This window comes from Pseudomonas sp. VA159-2, from assembly GCF_024126635.1.
Taxonomy (GTDB): Bacteria; Pseudomonadota; Gammaproteobacteria; order Pseudomonadales; family Pseudomonadaceae; genus Aquipseudomonas; species Aquipseudomonas muyukensis.
Window position 1 is genome coordinate 100740 of sequence record NZ_JAMYBV010000016.1, and the last position, 15480, is coordinate 116219.

The following is a 15480-nucleotide window of genomic DNA, read 5'->3' on the forward strand; positions in this document are numbered from 1 at the left end:
CAATGCGAGGTTATTCACAATGCTCAGTGCCGAGCTCAAAGCCTTCTACATGGTGGCCCGCCTGGGCAGCGTCACCTTGGCGGCGAAGAAGCTTGGGCTCAGCCAGCCGACGGTGACCACGCAGATTCGCAACCTTGAAAGCCAGTACAACGTCGAGCTGTTCTATCGGGGTGGTCGGCGTCTGGTACTGAGCGAGGAGGGTGTGCGCTTGCTGCCGCTGGTCCAGGGGCTGTTGCAGCAGGAGGCGGACATCGAGTTCGAGCTGCGTAACAGCGGCCAGGCCCAGGGCAGCTTGCGCATCGCTGCCACCGCGCCGTACTACATCCTCGACCTGGTGAAGATCTTCCGCGAGCGTCTGCCCCAGGTGGAGGTGGCGGTGGAGATTGGCAATTCGCAGCAGGTGCTGCAGATGCTGGAGGACTACCGGGTGGACATCGCCGCCTCTTCGCAGCTGCTTGAGGATGCGCGGTTGGTGCGGCGGGTGTTGGGGACTGATCCGTTGGTGCTGGCGGTGCATCGCAACCACCCGTTGGCCCAGCGTCAGGCGGTGTCGATCGATGCGCTGGCGGGGCATTGCCTGCTGATGCGCGAGGCGGGTTCGACCACGCGCAAGCTGACTGAGCAGATGCTGCAGAAGGCGGGGGTCAAGGCTGGGGCGTTGCTGGAGATTGGCAGCCGGGAGTCGATTCGCGAGGCGGTTTTGCGCAATATCGGGGTCAGTGTCATTGCCCGGCATGAAGTGCCGCATAACCCGGAGCTACGGGTGTTGGCGTTGGAAAATGCGCCGGTGATGCATGAGTATCTGTATTGCCTGAAAGAGCGGCGTCAGGCGCGGTTGCCGGCGGCGTTTCTTGGGGTGGCGCAGGAAGTTGTTGGATCGCAGTTCTGAAAGTACTCTTCTCTTGACCGAAAGCCACAAGTAACAACGCAACTTCCTTGCTCTTGCTCTTGCTCTTGCTCTTGCTCTTGCTCTTGCTCTGTTTTTGATTTTGCTTCTAAGCGCGCGATAGTCCAGGCAACACAAATTGCGACTTCAGGAGGCCTCACTCCGGCCTTGCTCCCGGGAGGACCGCGCTGTAGGGCCCATCCTGGGCCCCAGCGCTTGACGGGCATCCATGCCCGTCACCTCCCTACGCAAGGCCTGCGTTCGGCCTCCTGAAGTCGCGAAGTTACGGGCGGCGCCTGGGCTGGCGCAGCTGTCGCTCGCAGGGGTTGGCGCTAGCCTCTTGATAGCCAAAGCCAAAGCCAAAGCCAAAGCCAAAGCCAAAGCCAAAGCCAAAGCCAAAGCCAAAGCCAAAGCCAAAGCCAAAGCCAGCGGCTCGCACTTGCATGGCCAGTACAAAATCCATCAATACAACTATCAGCCGCTTTGGCCTCACCGCCATACAACCGTCTCATAGCCTTCCTAGCATGGCTCCCATCGCTTCGATGAGGACCGGCCATGAACAACGTCACCCCAGGCGCACAGATGAAAGTGCGTGGTATCCACAAACGCTTCGGCGCCTTCACCGCGCTCAACGACGTGTCCCTCGACATCGCCGCCGGCGAGCTGGTCTGCCTGCTCGGCCCCTCCGGCTGCGGCAAGACCACCCTGCTGCGCTGCATCGCCGGCCTCGAGCGCCAGGACCGCGGCACCCTGCACATCGGCGAGCGCGACATCTCCGAACTGCCACCCCAGGCCCGCGACTACGGCATCCTGTTCCAGTCCTACGCGCTGTTTCCCAACCTCACCGTCGAGGCCAACATCGCCTACGGCCTGACCGGCGACAGCCGCGACGCCGCCCGCCAGCGGGTCGCCGAAATGCTCGAACTGGTCGGCCTTTCGGGCAGCGAAAAGAAATACCCCGGCCAATTGTCCGGCGGCCAGCAACAACGCGTCGCCCTGGCCCGCGCCCTGGCCCCCAAACCCTCGCTGCTGCTGCTCGACGAACCGATGTCGGCACTCGACGCCCGGGTGCGCGAGCACCTGTGCACCGAGCTGCGCCAACTGCAGCGCCAGCTCGGCATCACCACCCTGATGGTTACTCACAACCAGGACGAAGCCATGCTGATGGCCGACCGCATCGCCGTGATGAACAACGGCCAGGTCGAGCAGTACGCTACCCCCCAGGCCATCTACGACCAGCCGGCCACGCCGTTCGTCGCCGAGTTCGTTGGCCAAGGCAACTGGCTGCCGTTCCAGCGCAGCGGCGACAGCCATGCCCAGGTCGGCGGCATGCACATGCGCCTGGCGAGCAACGCCGGGGGCGCCAGCAGCGGCCGCCTGTTCTGCCGCCCCGAGGCGATCACCGTCAACCCGCTGGTGCACGAGGAAAACCTGTTCCCGGCCAAAGTCCGCGAGATCACCTTCCTCGGCAACCGCTGCCGCATGAGCTTCGAGCTCATGGCCCTGCCGGGGCATGCGCTGCTCGCCGAGCTGGCGCCGGAGGCCATGCCGCGCCTGGGCTCGCAGGACATCTGGGTGGCGCTGCCGCCGCACAGCCTGCAGGTGTTTGCCTGAGATGGCCGCGTCCATGAGCCAGCCGCTTTTCCAGGCCAAGGCCGCGCCGCGCCGCGGGGTCGCCCTGGGTGATCGCCTGTTCGTCGTCGGTGGCAAGAGCCTGCTGCTGATCCTGCTGGTGCTGGCGGTGCTGCTGCCGCTGCTGGCGATCTTCTGGAAAGGCTTCAGCGCTGAGGCCGGGCAGGGCGGTGGCTTGCCGGCCGCCCGTGAACTGTTTGCCAGCGCCAACTTCCACTGGCTGCTCGGCAACAGCCTGTCGGTGGCCGGCACCGTCGCGCTCATCGTCGTGCCGCTGGCCTACCTGTTCGCCTATGCCCTGCAGCGCACGCTGATACCGGCCAAGGGCCTGTGGCGCGGTATTTCGTTGCTGCCGCTGCTGGCACCGTCGATGCTGCCGGCCATTGCCCTGGTCTACCTGTTCGGCAACCAGGGCCTGCTGCGCGGGCTGCTCAGCGACAACATCTACGGCTTCTGGGGCATCGTCCTCGGCGAGGCTATCTACACCTTCCCCCATGCCTTGATGATCCTGCTGTCGGCGCTGTCGCTGGCCGACGCACGGCTGTTCGATGCCGCCTCGAGCATGGGCGCCGGGCCTGTCCGGGCGTTCTTCAGCGTCACCTGGCCAGCCACGCGCCAGGCCGTGTTCGCCGCCTTCTGCCTGGTGTTCACCCTGACCATCACCGACTTCGGCGTGCCGGTGGTGGTGGGTGGCGATTACCAGGTACTGGCGCTGGAAGCCTACAAGGCGGTGGTCGGCCAGCAGCAGTTTGGCCGCGGCGCGCTGATTGGCATGGTGCTGCTGGTGCCGGCGCTGCTCAGCTTTGCCGTCGACGCCTGGCTGCGCCGACGCCAGGGCCAGGGCATGAGTGGCCGCGCCCAGGTGTTCGAGCCTAAGCCGTCGAAGCTGCGCGACAACTGTTTTCTGGCCATCGTGCTGCTGGTGTGCGCGGTGCTGCTGGTGGTGAGCGGCATGGCGGTGTACTCGTCGCTGGTCAAGTTCTGGCCCTACAACCTGTCGCTGTCGCTCAAGCACTACAGGTTCGACGACACCGCCGGCGGCGGCTGGCTGGCCTACCGCAACAGCGTGACCATGGCCCTGTGCACGGCGCTGATCGGCAGCGTGGTGATCTTCACCGGCGCCTACCTGATGGAAAAGGCCCAGGGCCTGCGCCCGCTCAACCAACTGCTGCGCCTGCTCAGCTTCATTCCCATGGCGGTGCCGGGCTTGGTGCTGGGCCTGGGCTACGTGTTCTTCTTCAACCTGGCCGGCAACCCGCTGCATGTGTTCTACGGCAGCATGGCGCTGCTGGTGGTGTGCACCATCGCCCACTACCTGACCACCGCGCAGATGACCGCCACCACCGCCCTGCGCCAGCTCGACAGCGAGTTCGAAGCCGCCGCGCTGTCGCTCAAGGCGCCGCTGTACAAGCACTTTGTGCGCGTCACCGTGCCGATCTGCCTGCCGGCGCTGCTGGACATCATCCGCTACCTGTTCGTCTCGGCGATGACCACGGTGTCGGCGGCGATCTTCCTCTACAGCCCCGACACCATCCTTGCCGCCGTCGCCGTGCTGAACATGGACGATGCCGGCAACGTCGGCGGCGCCGCGGCCATGTCCACCCTGATCCTGCTCACCAGTGCCGCCGCTTCGTTGGTACTGGCCGGCGCATCACGCGGCCTGCTGCGCCGCTCCCAGGCCTGGCGCCAGCGCGCGCCCGGCCACTGACCGACTGCCCATACCCATAGGAAACGCACCATGTTCAAGCCCTTCGCACTTGCCGCTGCCGTATCCGCCGTCTTCACCCTGCAAGCTTCGGCCGCCACCCAGCTGACCGTCTACACCGCCCTGGAGGCCGAACAGCTCAAGCGCTACCAGCAGGCCTTCGAGAAGGCCAACCCGGACATCGAGATCAAGTGGGTACGGGATTCCACCGGCATCATCACCGCCAAGCTTCTGGCCGAAAAAGACCGCCCGCAGGCCGACGTGGTATGGGGCCTGGCGGCTTCCAGCCTGGCCATTCTCGACCAGAACGGCATGCTTGAAGCCTACGCACCGAAAGACCTGGGCAAGATCTCGGCAAACTACCGCGACGCCGCCAACCCGCCGGCCTGGGTGGGCATGGACGTATGGGCCGCGACCCTCTGCTTCAACACCGTCGAGGCCGAGAAACAGGGCCTTAGCAAGCCGGTGAGCTGGCAGGACCTGACCAAGCCTGAATACAAAGGCAAGATCGTCATGCCCAACCCGGCCTCCTCCGGCACTGGTTTCCTCGACGTCAGCGCCTGGCTGCAGACCTTCGGCGAGCCCCAGGGCTGGGCCTACATGGATGCGCTGCACCAGAACATCGGCCAGTACGTTCACTCCGGCTCCAAGCCGTGCAAGCTGGCAGCGGCTGGCGAATTCCCGATCGGGATCTCGTTCGAATACCCGGCGGTGCAGCTCAAGCGCCAGGGCGCGCCGTTGGACATCGTGCTGCCGAAGGAGGGCCTGGGCTGGGAGATCGAGGCCACGGCGCTGATCAAGGGCTCGCCCAAGACCGACGCGGCCAAGCGCCTGGCCGACTTTTCGGCCAGCCCGGCGGCGATGGAACTGTACAAGGAGAACTTCGCCGTGCTCGCCGCGCCAGGGATCGCCAAGCCGCAGACCGAGCTGCCGGCCGACTATGAGCAGCGCCTGATCAAGAACGACTTCGCCTGGGCCTCGAAAAACCGTGACCAGATCCTCAGCGAATGGCGCAAGCGCTATGACGGCAAGTCGGAGAAAGTCGCGCAGCAGTAGGCCCGGCGAGGCCTGCGGCCTCGTTCGCCGGCAAGCCGGCTCCTACCGGTCGCTGTAGGAGCCGGCTTGCCGGCGAACATTCCGTGCCTCAGGCGCAGGCCAGTGCGCTGCGACGGCGAGGACATGGGTGGCTATGGTGTGGTCAGCCACGAACGCATTGGCGCCGTCTACAGCTCCTCTACCAGGGCATCCAGCTGCTCCTGGCGCTCGGCCTGGTTGACCTTGGCCCCGGGATTGAGCGTCGACCATTGCGGATGTGCTCGCGCCTTGCTCAGCGCCTCGGGCAGCTTGCCCTCGCGCCAGCTCGTGGCATCCGGCGCCGCCAGGCGAATGCTGTCCTGCGCCGCATGCCCACGCCCCTCCAATGCCACCATCAGCTGCTGCTGACGCAGCGCCAACAAGCGCAACACCGTGTCGTCCACGGTCAGCTCACGCTGCCCCTTGAGCTTGCCCATCAGCCGCGATCCATAGTTGCGCGCGGTCTGCAGCGCGCCGCCGGCAATCGCCCCGGCCAGGGCGGCGGCGCCGAGGGTCAGGCCGCCCACCAGCAGGTCTACCCCCGCCCCCGCCGCCGCACCTGCGGCCACGCCGCTGCCCAGGCGCACGCCCAGCAGCTTCAAGGTCTCGGGGTTGAACAGGTCATCGCCCCAGCGGCCGTCGAGCAACGGCAGGTCACCGGCGTTGGCATCTTCGCGGCGGAAGGCGTAGAGCTTGAGCAGCGCCTCGACGCAGCGCTGCTCGCGCTGGCGCACGTCCTGACGCAGGGCCTCGATGGCCTGGGCCTCGGCGGCCGGTTCCGCGGCGACGGCGCGCCGGCAGGCGGCGCAGTCGAGCAGCAATTCGGCGACCAGGCGCTTGCCGCTGTGCCGGCGGGCCAGGCGCTGGGCCTGCTGGTCGTCGATCAGCCGTTGCAGGGCTGGGCGGGCCTCCTCCAGCAGCAGGGCCAGGCTTTCGTAGAGGCGGCGCTCGCCGTCTTCGGGTGGGGCCACGCTGTCGAACCGCACCAGCGCATGCAGGCCCAGGCGGGCCAGGGCCTCACGCCATTGCGGCTCACGGTGGTGCTGGCTGGCGACGAAGTTGAGCACCGGCAGCAGCGGCTTGCCGCAGCCGGCCAGCACCTGCAGTTCGTCGCGGTACTTGGCCAGCACCGGCTCCCGGGCGTCGATCACGTACAGGCCGGCGTTGCTCGCCAGCAACTGGCGCAGCACCTTGGCTTCTTGCTCGAAACGCTGGCGCGCCTCGCTGCCCTGCAGGAAGCGCTCCAGGCGGGCTGGGCCGTCCAGGCGTTCGCCCGGCCGCTCCAGGCGCTCGAGATAGTCGAGCAGGGCGATGGCGTCTTCCAGGCCCGGGGTGTCGTACAGCTCCAGCAGCGGCTGGCCATCCACCGACAGGCGTGCGCCTTCGACATGACGGGTGGTGCTGGGGCGGTGCGAAACCTCGCCGAAGCCGACATCGCGGGTCAGGGTGCGCAGCAGCGAAGTCTTGCCGACATTGGTATGGCCGACCACGGCCAGTTTCAGCGGCTCAGTCATGGCCATGCTCCAGCCAGGTCAGGGGCGAGGTGTCGGCGTGGGCCAGGCCGAGGCGGTCGAGCGCTGCGTGCCAGTCGCCCAGGCGCGCGGCGTCCTGGGCCTGGCCAGGCGCTGCCTGCAACAGCCAGACGCGCGTGGCGCCAGCATTGCGCGCAAGCTCGGCGAGCAGCGCCAGGCTGCCGCGGTCCGGCGAGCGCTGCGGGTCGCAGGCGATGGCCAGGCGTGCCGGCGGGAAGCGGCCGAGTTGCTCCAGCAGCTTGTTGCGCGATTCGCGGCTGTCGAGCACGCCGGCATCGACCACGCCCTTGGGCAGTGCCGGGGGCCAGGGGCGCTGGTCATCCAGCTCCAGGCCAACCAGCAGGGCGCCGCTGCTGGCGCTTTCCAGCTGGCTGGCCGCGAAGCGTGGCAATGCCTCGGGGGCGGCGTCCTGCACGCCGATGCGTTCGCTGCGTGGCATCAGCGCGTCGCGCAGCGGCGCGTAACCGGGCAGGTTGAGGTCCAGGGCCAGGCGCGCGCGGCCCTGGCGCCAGCGCCACAGGCACAACGCGGCCAGCGCCAGGCGCGGCAGCAGGCCGTAGACCAGCACCACGCCGAGCAGCCAGCTGGCCCAGGCCTGGCGTGCCAGGTCGAGGGCCGGCAGGCTGTCGCCGCTGGCGCGGATCATCGCGGCGTCTGGCACGTTGAAACCGAGCAGCGCGGGCAGGGCGCCCAGGGCCTGGGTCAGGCCAATGAAGGGTTCGGCGGCCAGCAGCGTGGTTTCCCAGACGAAACCGTAGCGCCGCGTCGCCAGCAGCGCCAGGAGCATGCCCAGGGCGCTGAGCATCGCCAGCAGCCACAGGCCATGCACCAACAGGCCGAGCAGCCAGCGGTTCAGGCGCTGGCGCTGCAGCAATACCAGCAGCGCCGGGGCCAGTTGCGCGGCCTTGGCGTCGCGGGCGAAGCGCTCGCTCAGCCATAGCCACAAGCGTCCCAGCGCCGCGCCTTGGTCGCCCGCGAACAGCAAACCCAGCGCCCAGCCGATCAGCAACAGCAGGTTGACCCCGAGCAGGCTGCCCAGGGCCCAGAACACGTTGACCGGGCGCTGGCCGTCGCCCAAGGCGGCCATGCCGAGGCCGGCGCCGCTGAGCCCGGCGAACAGCAGCAGAGCCAGCAGCGCCAGGCGCGCGCCCTGTTTCCAGTGACGCAGCGCCGTGCTCATGCCGTCGCGCTCGGCCAGCCACAGGGCGCGGGTTTCGATGCGCGTTGCCAGGTCGCCGCCTTGCTGGCGGGCGCGGCGGTTGGCCTCCTGGTCTTCCAGGGGGCCGGCGTGTTCCTCGCGCAGGCGCACCGCTTCGGTGAGCCAGCGCTTGTCGAGTGGCGTCAGTGCGGTCACAAGCTCTTCCATTGCACAGGTCAGGGCGCAAGCATAACCCACGTGCCCGGTGCTATCCTCGCCGGCATGAATACATCACTCCCCCTCAGCCTGATCGCGGCGCTCGCCGAGAACCGTGTGATCGGCATCGACAACTCCATGCCCTGGCACTTGCCGGGGGATTTCAAGTACTTCAAGGCCACCACCCTGGGCAAGCCGATCATCATGGGGCGCAAGACCTGGGACTCGCTGGGCCGGCCGCTGCCGGGGCGCTTGAATATCGTGGTCAGCCGCCAGCCAGGGCTGCAGCTCGAAGGCGCCGAGGTGTTCGCCTCGCTGGAACAGGCGCTGGTACGCGCCGAGCAGTGGGCGCGGGAGCAGGGTGTCGATGAGCTGATGCTGATCGGTGGCGCGCAGCTGTATGCGCAGGCGCTGGAGAAGGGCCTGGTGAGCCGGATGTACCTGACCCGGGTGGAGCTGTCGCCGCAGGGGGATGCCTGGTTCCCCGAATTCGACAACAGCCAGTGGCACCTGGCCTTGAGCGCGGCACAGGCTGAAGAGGGCAAGCCTGCCTATCACTTCGAGGTCTGGGACAGGGCTTGAGGTTGCTGGGGCTGCTGCGCAGCCCTCTGGCGACACAAGGCCGCTCCTACAGGGAAAAATCGGAGCGGCGCGATTAGCTGTAGGCGCCGGCTTTGCCGGCGAATGCGGCCTCAGGAATGGTTCAACTCGGCATGCTCATCGCCGCCCAGCACCTGCTGATCGGTCTGCTTGAGCAACTGGCTGGTGACCACGCCGGCGGTCATCGACCCATTCACGTTCAGCGCCGTGCGGCCCATGTCGATCAGCGGTTCCACCGAGATCAGCAGCGCCACCAGTTCCACTGGCAGGCCCATGGCCGGCAGCACGATCAGCGCGGCGAAGGTGGCGCCGCCACCGACCCCGGCGACGCCGGCCGAGCTGAGGGTGACGATGGCCACCAAGGTGGCGATCCACAGCGGGTCGAAGGTGTCGATGCCTACCGCCGGGGCGACCATCACCGCCAGCATCGCCGGGTACAGGCCGGCGCAGCCGTTCTGGCCGATGGTGGCGCCGAACGAGGCGCTGAAGCTGGCGATCGACTGCGGCACGCCCAGGCGCAGGGTCTGCGCCTCGATGCTCAGCGGGATGCTGGCAGCGCTGGAGCGGCTGGTGAAGGCGAAGGTCAGCACCGGCCAGACCTTGCGCAAGAAGCGCAACGGGCTGACCCCGGTCAGCGCCAGGATCACCCCGTGGACCACGAACATCAGGCCCAGGCCGATGTACGAAACCACCACGAAGCTGCCCAGCTTGAGGATGTCCTCCAGGTTGGAGCTGGCCACCACCTTGGTCATCAGTGCCAGCACGCCGTAGGGGGTGAGCTTCATCACCAGGCGCACCAGGCGCATCACCCAGGCCTGCAGCACGTCGATGGCCGCCAGCGCGCGTTCGCCTTTGTCCTTGTCGTCCTTGATCAGTTGCAAGGCGGCAAGGCCCAGGAACACGGCGAAGATCACCACGCTGATGATCGAGGTCGGCTTGGCCCGGGCCAGGTCGCCCACCGGGTTGCTCGGCACGAACGACAGCAGCAGCTGCGGGATGTTGAGGTCGGCGACCTTGCCCGCGTAGTCGTTGTGGATGGCTTGCAGGCGCGCGCTTTCCTGGACGCCAGCCACCAGGCCCTCGGCGCTGAGGCCGAACAGGTTGGTCAGGGCGATGCCGATCAGGGCGGCGATGGCGGTGGTCAGCAGCAGGGTGCCAATGCTCAGCACGCTGATCCGGCCCAGTGACGAGGCGTTGTGCAGACGGGTCACGGCGCTGAGGATCGAGGCGAAGATCAGCGGCATGACGATCATCTGCAGCAGGCCGACGTAACCGTTGCCGACCAGGTCGAGCCAGGCGATGGTGGCCTTGAGCACCGGGTGGCCCGCGCCGTACAGCGTGTGCAGGACCAGGCCGAAGAGCACGCCCAGCACCAGGCCGAGCAGGACCTTTTTAGCCAGGCTCCAGTCGGTGCGGCGGGTTTGTGCCAGGCCCAGCAGCAGGGCCAGGAACGCCAGCAGGTTGAGTGACAGGGGCAGGTTCATTGAAGCTCCAGAAAAAGGCAGAAGAGGCATCGCCTCTGTGAGCGATTACGAACGGAAATGCTAACAGCCTGAAAACAAACGAATTTATACCCAAAAGTAATTTGCATAGTCGTTAATGGAATAACGACCTGTCGTTATTGGCAATCAACATGGCGTTTGCGGTTGCGTCGGGGTCGGTGTCGAACGTCTGGTTGTCACGAATCGGGTCTAGGGTTGAGCGGCCACGTCTTTGGGAGAACTGCACATGATGTCTGCTCCGAGAATCCTCGCCGCCAGCCTGGCCTTGCTGCTCAGCGCCAACGGCTGGGCGGCCACCGAGCTCAAGCACTGGCCCGCCGAGGCCGCGAAACAGCTGGATGCGATGATTGCCGCCAATGCCAACCAGGGCAACTATGCGGTGTTCGACATGGACAACACCAGCTACCGCTTCGACCTCGAGGAGGCATTGCTGCCGTTCATGGAGAACAAGGGCCTGCTGAGCCGCGACAAGCTCGACCCTTCGCTCAAGCTGATGCCGTTCAAGGATACCGCCGAGCACAAGGAGAGCCTGTTCAGCTACTACTACCGCCTGTGCGAAGTCGACGACATGGTCTGCTACCCGTGGGTGGCCCAGGTGTTCTCCGGTTTCACCCTCGAGGAGCTGAAGGTCCAGGTCGATGAGCTGATGGCTTCGGGCAAGCCGGTGCCGGCGACCTACTTCGACGGCGACCAGGTCAAGACCACCGAAGTGCAGCCGCCCAAGGTGTTTGCCGGGCAGGCCGAGCTGTACAACAAGCTGATGGAGAACGGCATCGAGGTCTATGTGATCTCGGCGGCGTCCGAAGAGCTGGTGCGCATGGTCGCCGCCGACCCCAAGTACGGCTACAACGTCAAACCGCAGAACGTCATCGGTGTCAGCCTGCTGCTCAAGGATCGCCAGAGCGGCGCACTGACCACCGCGCGCAAGCAGATCAGCGCCGGGCACTACGACCCCAAGGCCAACCAGCACCTCGAACTGACCCCCTACCTGTGGACCCCGGCGACCTGGATGGCCGGCAAGCAGGCGGCCATCCTCACCTACATCGATGAGTGGAAGAAACCTGTGTTGGTGGGCGGCGACACGCCAACCAGCGATGGCTACATGCAGTTCCACGGTGTCGACGTGAGCAAGGGCGGCATCCACCTGTGGATCAACCGCAAGGCCAAGTACATGGACCAGTTGAACGGGATGATCGCGAAGAACGCGGCGGCCCAGGCCAAGCAAGGCTTGCCGGTGACGGCGGACAAGAACTGGGTGATCGTCACGCCCGAGCAGATACAGTAGCCGACGACGCGTTTACCTGTAGGAGCGGCCTTGTGTCGCGAAGCGGCCCCAGGACTGCAGCGTTGACGCCTGTATTGCTGGGGCCGCTTCGCGGCCCTTTCGCGACACAAGGCCGCTCCTACAGGGCAATAAAAAAACCGGCGCACCAGGCGCCGGTTTTTTCATGCCTTCAACGCCTCACAGCCCTTCGAGCATCGCCTTGTTGCGCACCGCGCCCTTGTCGGCGCTGGTGGCCAGCAGGGCGTAGGCCTTCAGCGCGGTGGTCACCTTGCGTGGGCGTGCTTCGGCTGGCTTCCAGCCCTTCTTGTCCTGCTCGATGCGGCGTGCGGCCAGCTCGTCGTCGCTGACCAGCAGGTTGATCGAGCGGTTGGGGATGTCGATCAGCACCTTGTCGCCGTCCTGCACCAGGCCGATGGCGCCACCTGCGGCCGCTTCCGGCGAGGCGTGGCCGATGGACAGCCCCGAGGTACCGCCGGAGAAGCGACCGTCGGTGAGCAGGGCGCAGGCCTTGCCCAGGCCCTTGGATTTCAGGTACGAGGTCGGGTAGAGCATCTCTTGCATGCCCGGGCCGCCTTTCGGGCCTTCGTAGCGGATGATCACGATGTCGCCGGCCTTCACTTCGTCGGCGAGGATGCCGCGCACGGCGCTGTCCTGGCTTTCGAAGATCTTCGCGGTGCCTTCGAACACCAGGATCGAGTCGTCGACCCCGGCGGTCTTCACCACGCAACCATCCAGGGCGATGTTGCCGTACAGCACGGCCAGGCCGCCCTCTTGCGAGTAGGCGTGCTCGACGCTGCGGATGCAGCCGTTTTCGCGGTCGTCGTCGAGGGTTTCCCAACGGGTCGACTGGCTGAAGGCGGTTTGCGTAGGGATGCCGGCCGGGCCTGCCTTGAAGAAGGTGTGCACGGCTTCGTCGTCGGTCTGGGTGATGTCCCACTTGGCGATGGCCTCTTCCATGCTGCGGCTGTGCACGGTCGGCAGGTCGGTGTGCAGCAGGCCGCCACGGGCCAGGGAGCCGAGGATGCTGAAGATGCCGCCAGCGCGGTGTACGTCTTCCATGTGGTACTTCTGGATGTTCGGCGCCACCTTGCACAGCTGCGGCACCTTGCGCGACAGGCGATCGATGTCGCGCAGGTCGAATGCCACCTCGCCTTCCTGGGCGGCGGCCAGCAGGTGCAGGATGGTGTTGGTCGAGCCGCCCATGGCGATGTCGAGCATCATGGCGTTCTCGAACGCCTTGAAGTTGGCGATGCTGCGCGGCAGCACCGATTCGTCGTTCTCGCCGTAGTAGCGTTTGCACAGCTCGACGATGGTACGGCCGGCGGTGAGGAACAGCTGCTCGCGATCGGCGTGGGTGGCCAGGGTCGAGCCGTTGCCCGGCAGGGCGAGACCCAAGGCTTCGGTCAGGCAGTTCATCGAGTTGGCGGTGAACATGCCGGAGCACGAACCGCAGGTCGGGCAGGCGCTGCGCTCGTACTCGGCGACCTTCTCGTCGCTGGCGGTGGAGTCGGCGGCGATGACCATGGCATCGACCAGGTCCAGGCCATGGCTGGCCAGCTTGGTCTTGCCGGCCTCCATCGGGCCGCCGGAAACGAAGATCACCGGGATGTTCAGGCGCAGGGCGGCCATCAGCATGCCGGGGGTGATCTTGTCGCAGTTGGAAATGCACACGATGGCGTCGGCGCAGTGGGCGTTGACCATGTACTCGACGGCGTCGGCGATGATCTCGCGGCTGGGCAGCGAATAGAGCATGCCGTCGTGGCCCATGGCGATGCCGTCGTCCACGGCGATGGTGTTGAACTCTTTCGCCACGCCACCGGCGCGTTCGATCTCGCGGGCGACCAGCTGGCCCAGGTCCTTCAGGTGCACGTGGCCTGGGACGAACTGGGTGAACGAGTTGGCGATGGCGATGATCGGCTTCTTGAAGTCTTCGTCCTTCATCCCGGTGGCGCGCCACAGGGCACGCGCGCCGGCCATGTTGCGGCCCTGGGTGGAGGTCTTGGAACGATAATCAGGCATGGAGCGCTCCTGGCGGCTTAATCAGGTCACTAATAGGGGAGTGAGCTTCTCTTGTCCTCATGCGCCGAGGGCCGGTTGCCACAGGCAAGGATGGGCGTCGAAGGACCGCGCGGGATCGCCGCAGGCTCGACCAGAGCTCATAAACCCGCCGGGGATGACTGGCGATGAATAGGCCGATTCTACACCGCTGGCGCGGCGAGGGAATGCAGATGTGCAGGCTTGGGCGGGAGATTGCAGCAGGAAAGGGCCGCTCGGCGGCCCTTTTTGGCAGAGATCAGCTGTTTGGCAGCAAGCGGCAGGTGATGCTCTTGATGTAGCGGGTTTCGGCGATCGCCGGGTGTACCGGATGGTCCGGGCCCTGGCCGCCGCGTTCGAGCAACTGCAGGTTGCGGTCCAGGTGGCGGGCGCTGGTCAGCAGGATGTTGTGCAGGTCGTCCTCGGGCAGGTGCATCGAGCACGAGGCGCTGACCAGGATGCCGTCCTTGTTGAGCATGCGCATGGCCTGTTCGTTGAGGCGACGGTAGGCCGCCTCGCCGTTTTTCAGGTCTTTCTTGCGCTTGATGAAGGCGGGTGGGTCGGCAATGATCACGTCGAAGCGCTCCTCGGCGGCTTTCAGCTCGCGCAGGGCCTCGAACACGTCGCCTTCGATGCAGGTCAGCTTCTCGCTGATGCCGTTCAGCGCGGCGTTGCGCTCGACGCCGTCCAGGGCGAAGCCCGAGGCATCCACGCAGAACACTTCGCTGGCGCCGAACGCGCCGGCCTGCACACCCCAGCCACCGATGTAGCTGAACAGGTCGAGCACGCGCTTGCCCTTGACGTAGGGGGCCAGGCGCGCGCGGTTCATGCGGTGGTCGTAGAACCAGCCGGTCTTCTGCCCTTCGCGTACCGGGGCCTCGAACTTGACGCCGTTCTCTTCCAGCGCCACCCAGTCCGGCACTTCGCCGTAGACGGTCTCGACATAGCGTCCGAGGCCTTCGGCGTCACGGGCGGCGGAGTCGTTCTTGAACAGGATGCCGCTGGGCTTGAGCACCTGGACCAGGGCGGCGATCACGTCGTCCTTGTGCGCTTCCATGGTGGCCGAGGCCAGTTGCACCACGAGGATGTCGAAGAAGCGGTCGACCACCAGGCCCGGGAGCAGGTCGGAGTCGCCGTATACCAGGCGGTAGCACGGCTTGTCGAACAGGCGCTCGCGCAGCGACAGGGCCACGTTCAGGCGGTGCACCAGCAGCGACTTGTCCAGGGGCAGCTTGGCGTCGCGCGACAGCAGGCGCGCGCAGATCAGGTTGTTCGGGCTCACGGCCACCACGCCCAGGGGCTTGCCGCTGGCGCTTTCGAGAATGGCCTGCTGGCCGGCCTTCAGGCCCTGCAGCGGGGTCGCGGCAACGTCGACTTCATTGCTGTAGACCCACAGATGGCCGGCGCGCAGGCGGCGGTCGGCGTTGGCTTTGAGACGAAGGCTGGGCAGGGACATGACGTCGCTCCGGGAAAAAAGAGCGGGAGTATACCGCGTCGGCCCCGGATTCGCTGTCGCCTGCGACCAAGCGTGAGCTTATCGCTTCATCCTGTAGGGACCGCTCCTACAGGTTCGGTTGGGCCGGTCAGAAGGTGTACGCGAGCCGCGGGTGAGCGCACTGTAGGCGCGGCCTTGCCGGGGCGCCGGACCGGTCGGAAAGGGCCGCGAAGCGGCCCCGGCGATTCATGCGGCGTAGCTGAAACCTGGGGCCGCTGCGCGCCCCATCGCGACGCAAGGCCGCTCCTACAGGTTTGGTTGGGCCGGTCAGAAGGTGTACGCGAGCCGCGGGTGAGCGCACTGTAGGAGCGGCCTTGCCGGGGCGCCGGACCGGTCGGAAAGGGCCGCGAAGCGGCCCCGGCGATCCATGCGGCGTAGCTG

Annotated in this window: 12 protein-coding genes; 7 read left to right on the plus strand and 5 right to left on the minus strand. The window is 66.5% G+C overall.

Features of this window, described 5'->3' with window-relative positions; translation table 11 throughout:
- The first annotated feature begins 19 nt into the window (after nt 1-19).
- From NJG22_RS16855 to NJG22_RS16875, 5 genes are all read left to right on the plus strand, one after another.
- Nucleotides 20-889: a LysR family transcriptional regulator gene (locus NJG22_RS16855; RefSeq protein ID WP_253096097.1), complete on the plus strand. Its 870-nt coding sequence runs from the start codon at nt 20-22 to the stop codon at nt 887-889.
- A 226-nt stretch (nt 890-1115) separates the two neighbouring features.
- Complete coding sequence (locus NJG22_RS24590) at nt 1116-1400, plus strand: hypothetical protein (RefSeq protein WP_290445133.1); 285 nt, start codon at nt 1116-1118, stop codon at nt 1398-1400.
- Nucleotides 1401-1441: 41 nt separating this feature from the next.
- A complete protein-coding gene (locus tag NJG22_RS16865; RefSeq protein WP_253096099.1) occupies nt 1442-2500 on the plus strand; it encodes a putative 2-aminoethylphosphonate ABC transporter ATP-binding protein in 1059 nt (352 codons plus the stop codon).
- Nucleotide 2501: 1 nt separating this feature from the next.
- Complete coding sequence (locus NJG22_RS16870; protein WP_253096101.1) at nt 2502-4226, plus strand: putative 2-aminoethylphosphonate ABC transporter permease subunit; 1725 nt, start codon at nt 2502-2504, stop codon at nt 4224-4226.
- Nucleotides 4227-4256: 30 nt separating this feature from the next.
- A complete protein-coding gene (locus NJG22_RS16875) occupies nt 4257-5279 on the plus strand; it encodes a putative 2-aminoethylphosphonate ABC transporter substrate-binding protein (protein WP_217851974.1) in 1023 nt (340 codons plus the stop codon).
- Nucleotides 5280-5446: 167 nt separating this feature from the next.
- Here the strand turns inward: NJG22_RS16875 and NJG22_RS16880 are convergent, their stop codons facing one another.
- Complete coding sequence (locus tag NJG22_RS16880; protein ID WP_253096103.1) at nt 5447-6811, minus strand: GTPase/DUF3482 domain-containing protein; 1365 nt, start codon at nt 6809-6811, stop codon at nt 5447-5449.
- A complete protein-coding gene (locus NJG22_RS16885) occupies nt 6804-8195 on the minus strand; it encodes a DUF2868 domain-containing protein (RefSeq protein ID WP_253096105.1) in 1392 nt (463 codons plus the stop codon). Before NJG22_RS16885 ends, NJG22_RS16880 begins: the two co-directional genes overlap by 8 nt.
- A 54-nt stretch (nt 8196-8249) precedes the next feature.
- On the opposite strand from NJG22_RS16885, the gene NJG22_RS16890 reads away from it, so the two are divergent.
- Nucleotides 8250-8765 carry a dihydrofolate reductase gene (locus NJG22_RS16890; RefSeq protein WP_253096107.1) on the plus strand — a complete coding sequence of 172 codons (516 nt, stop codon included), beginning with the start codon at nt 8250-8252 and terminating at the stop codon, nt 8763-8765.
- 110 nt (nt 8766-8875) lie between these two features.
- Here the strand turns inward: NJG22_RS16890 and NJG22_RS16895 are convergent, their stop codons facing one another.
- A complete protein-coding gene (locus tag NJG22_RS16895; RefSeq protein WP_217851982.1) occupies nt 8876-10267 on the minus strand; it encodes an L-cystine transporter in 1392 nt (463 codons plus the stop codon).
- A gap of 247 nt (nt 10268-10514) precedes the next feature.
- On the opposite strand from NJG22_RS16895, the gene NJG22_RS16900 reads away from it, so the two are divergent.
- Complete coding sequence (locus NJG22_RS16900; RefSeq protein ID WP_253096118.1) at nt 10515-11570, plus strand: haloacid dehalogenase-like hydrolase; 1056 nt, start codon at nt 10515-10517, stop codon at nt 11568-11570.
- Between the two features lie 177 nt (nt 11571-11747).
- Here NJG22_RS16900 and ilvD read toward each other — a convergent pair whose 3' ends face one another.
- Complete coding sequence (ilvD, locus tag NJG22_RS16905; RefSeq protein ID WP_253096109.1) at nt 11748-13589, minus strand: dihydroxy-acid dehydratase; 1842 nt, start codon at nt 13587-13589, stop codon at nt 11748-11750.
- 274 nt (nt 13590-13863) lie between these two features.
- Nucleotides 13864-15060 (minus strand): class I SAM-dependent rRNA methyltransferase, encoded by a 1197-nt coding sequence (locus tag NJG22_RS16910; RefSeq protein ID WP_253096111.1) that lies wholly within the window; start codon nt 15058-15060, stop codon nt 13864-13866.
- Nucleotides 15061-15480: the final 420 nt, after the last annotated feature.

Coding starts and splice junctions, on each gene's coding strand:
- NJG22_RS16855 (WP_253096097.1), top strand. CDS start 20: ATGCTCAGTGCCGAGCTCAAAGCCTTCTACATGGTGGCCCGCCTGGGC.
- NJG22_RS24590 (WP_290445133.1), top strand. CDS start 1,116: ATGCCCGTCACCTCCCTACGCAAGGCCTGCGTTCGGCCTCCTGAAGTC.
- NJG22_RS16865 (WP_253096099.1), top strand. CDS start 1,442: ATGAACAACGTCACCCCAGGCGCACAGATGAAAGTGCGTGGTATCCAC.
- NJG22_RS16870 (WP_253096101.1), top strand. CDS start 2,502: ATGGCCGCGTCCATGAGCCAGCCGCTTTTCCAGGCCAAGGCCGCGCCG.
- NJG22_RS16875 (WP_217851974.1), top strand. CDS start 4,257: ATGTTCAAGCCCTTCGCACTTGCCGCTGCCGTATCCGCCGTCTTCACC.
- NJG22_RS16880 (WP_253096103.1), bottom strand. CDS start 6,811: ATGACTGAGCCGCTGAAACTGGCCGTGGTCGGCCATACCAATGTCGGC.
- NJG22_RS16885 (WP_253096105.1), bottom strand. CDS start 8,195: ATGGAAGAGCTTGTGACCGCACTGACGCCACTCGACAAGCGCTGGCTC.
- NJG22_RS16890 (WP_253096107.1), top strand. CDS start 8,250: ATGAATACATCACTCCCCCTCAGCCTGATCGCGGCGCTCGCCGAGAAC.
- NJG22_RS16895 (WP_217851982.1), bottom strand. CDS start 10,267: ATGAACCTGCCCCTGTCACTCAACCTGCTGGCGTTCCTGGCCCTGCTG.
- NJG22_RS16900 (WP_253096118.1), top strand. CDS start 10,515: ATGTCTGCTCCGAGAATCCTCGCCGCCAGCCTGGCCTTGCTGCTCAGC.
- ilvD (WP_253096109.1), bottom strand. CDS start 13,589: ATGCCTGATTATCGTTCCAAGACCTCCACCCAGGGCCGCAACATGGCC.
- NJG22_RS16910 (WP_253096111.1), bottom strand. CDS start 15,060: ATGTCCCTGCCCAGCCTTCGTCTCAAAGCCAACGCCGACCGCCGCCTG.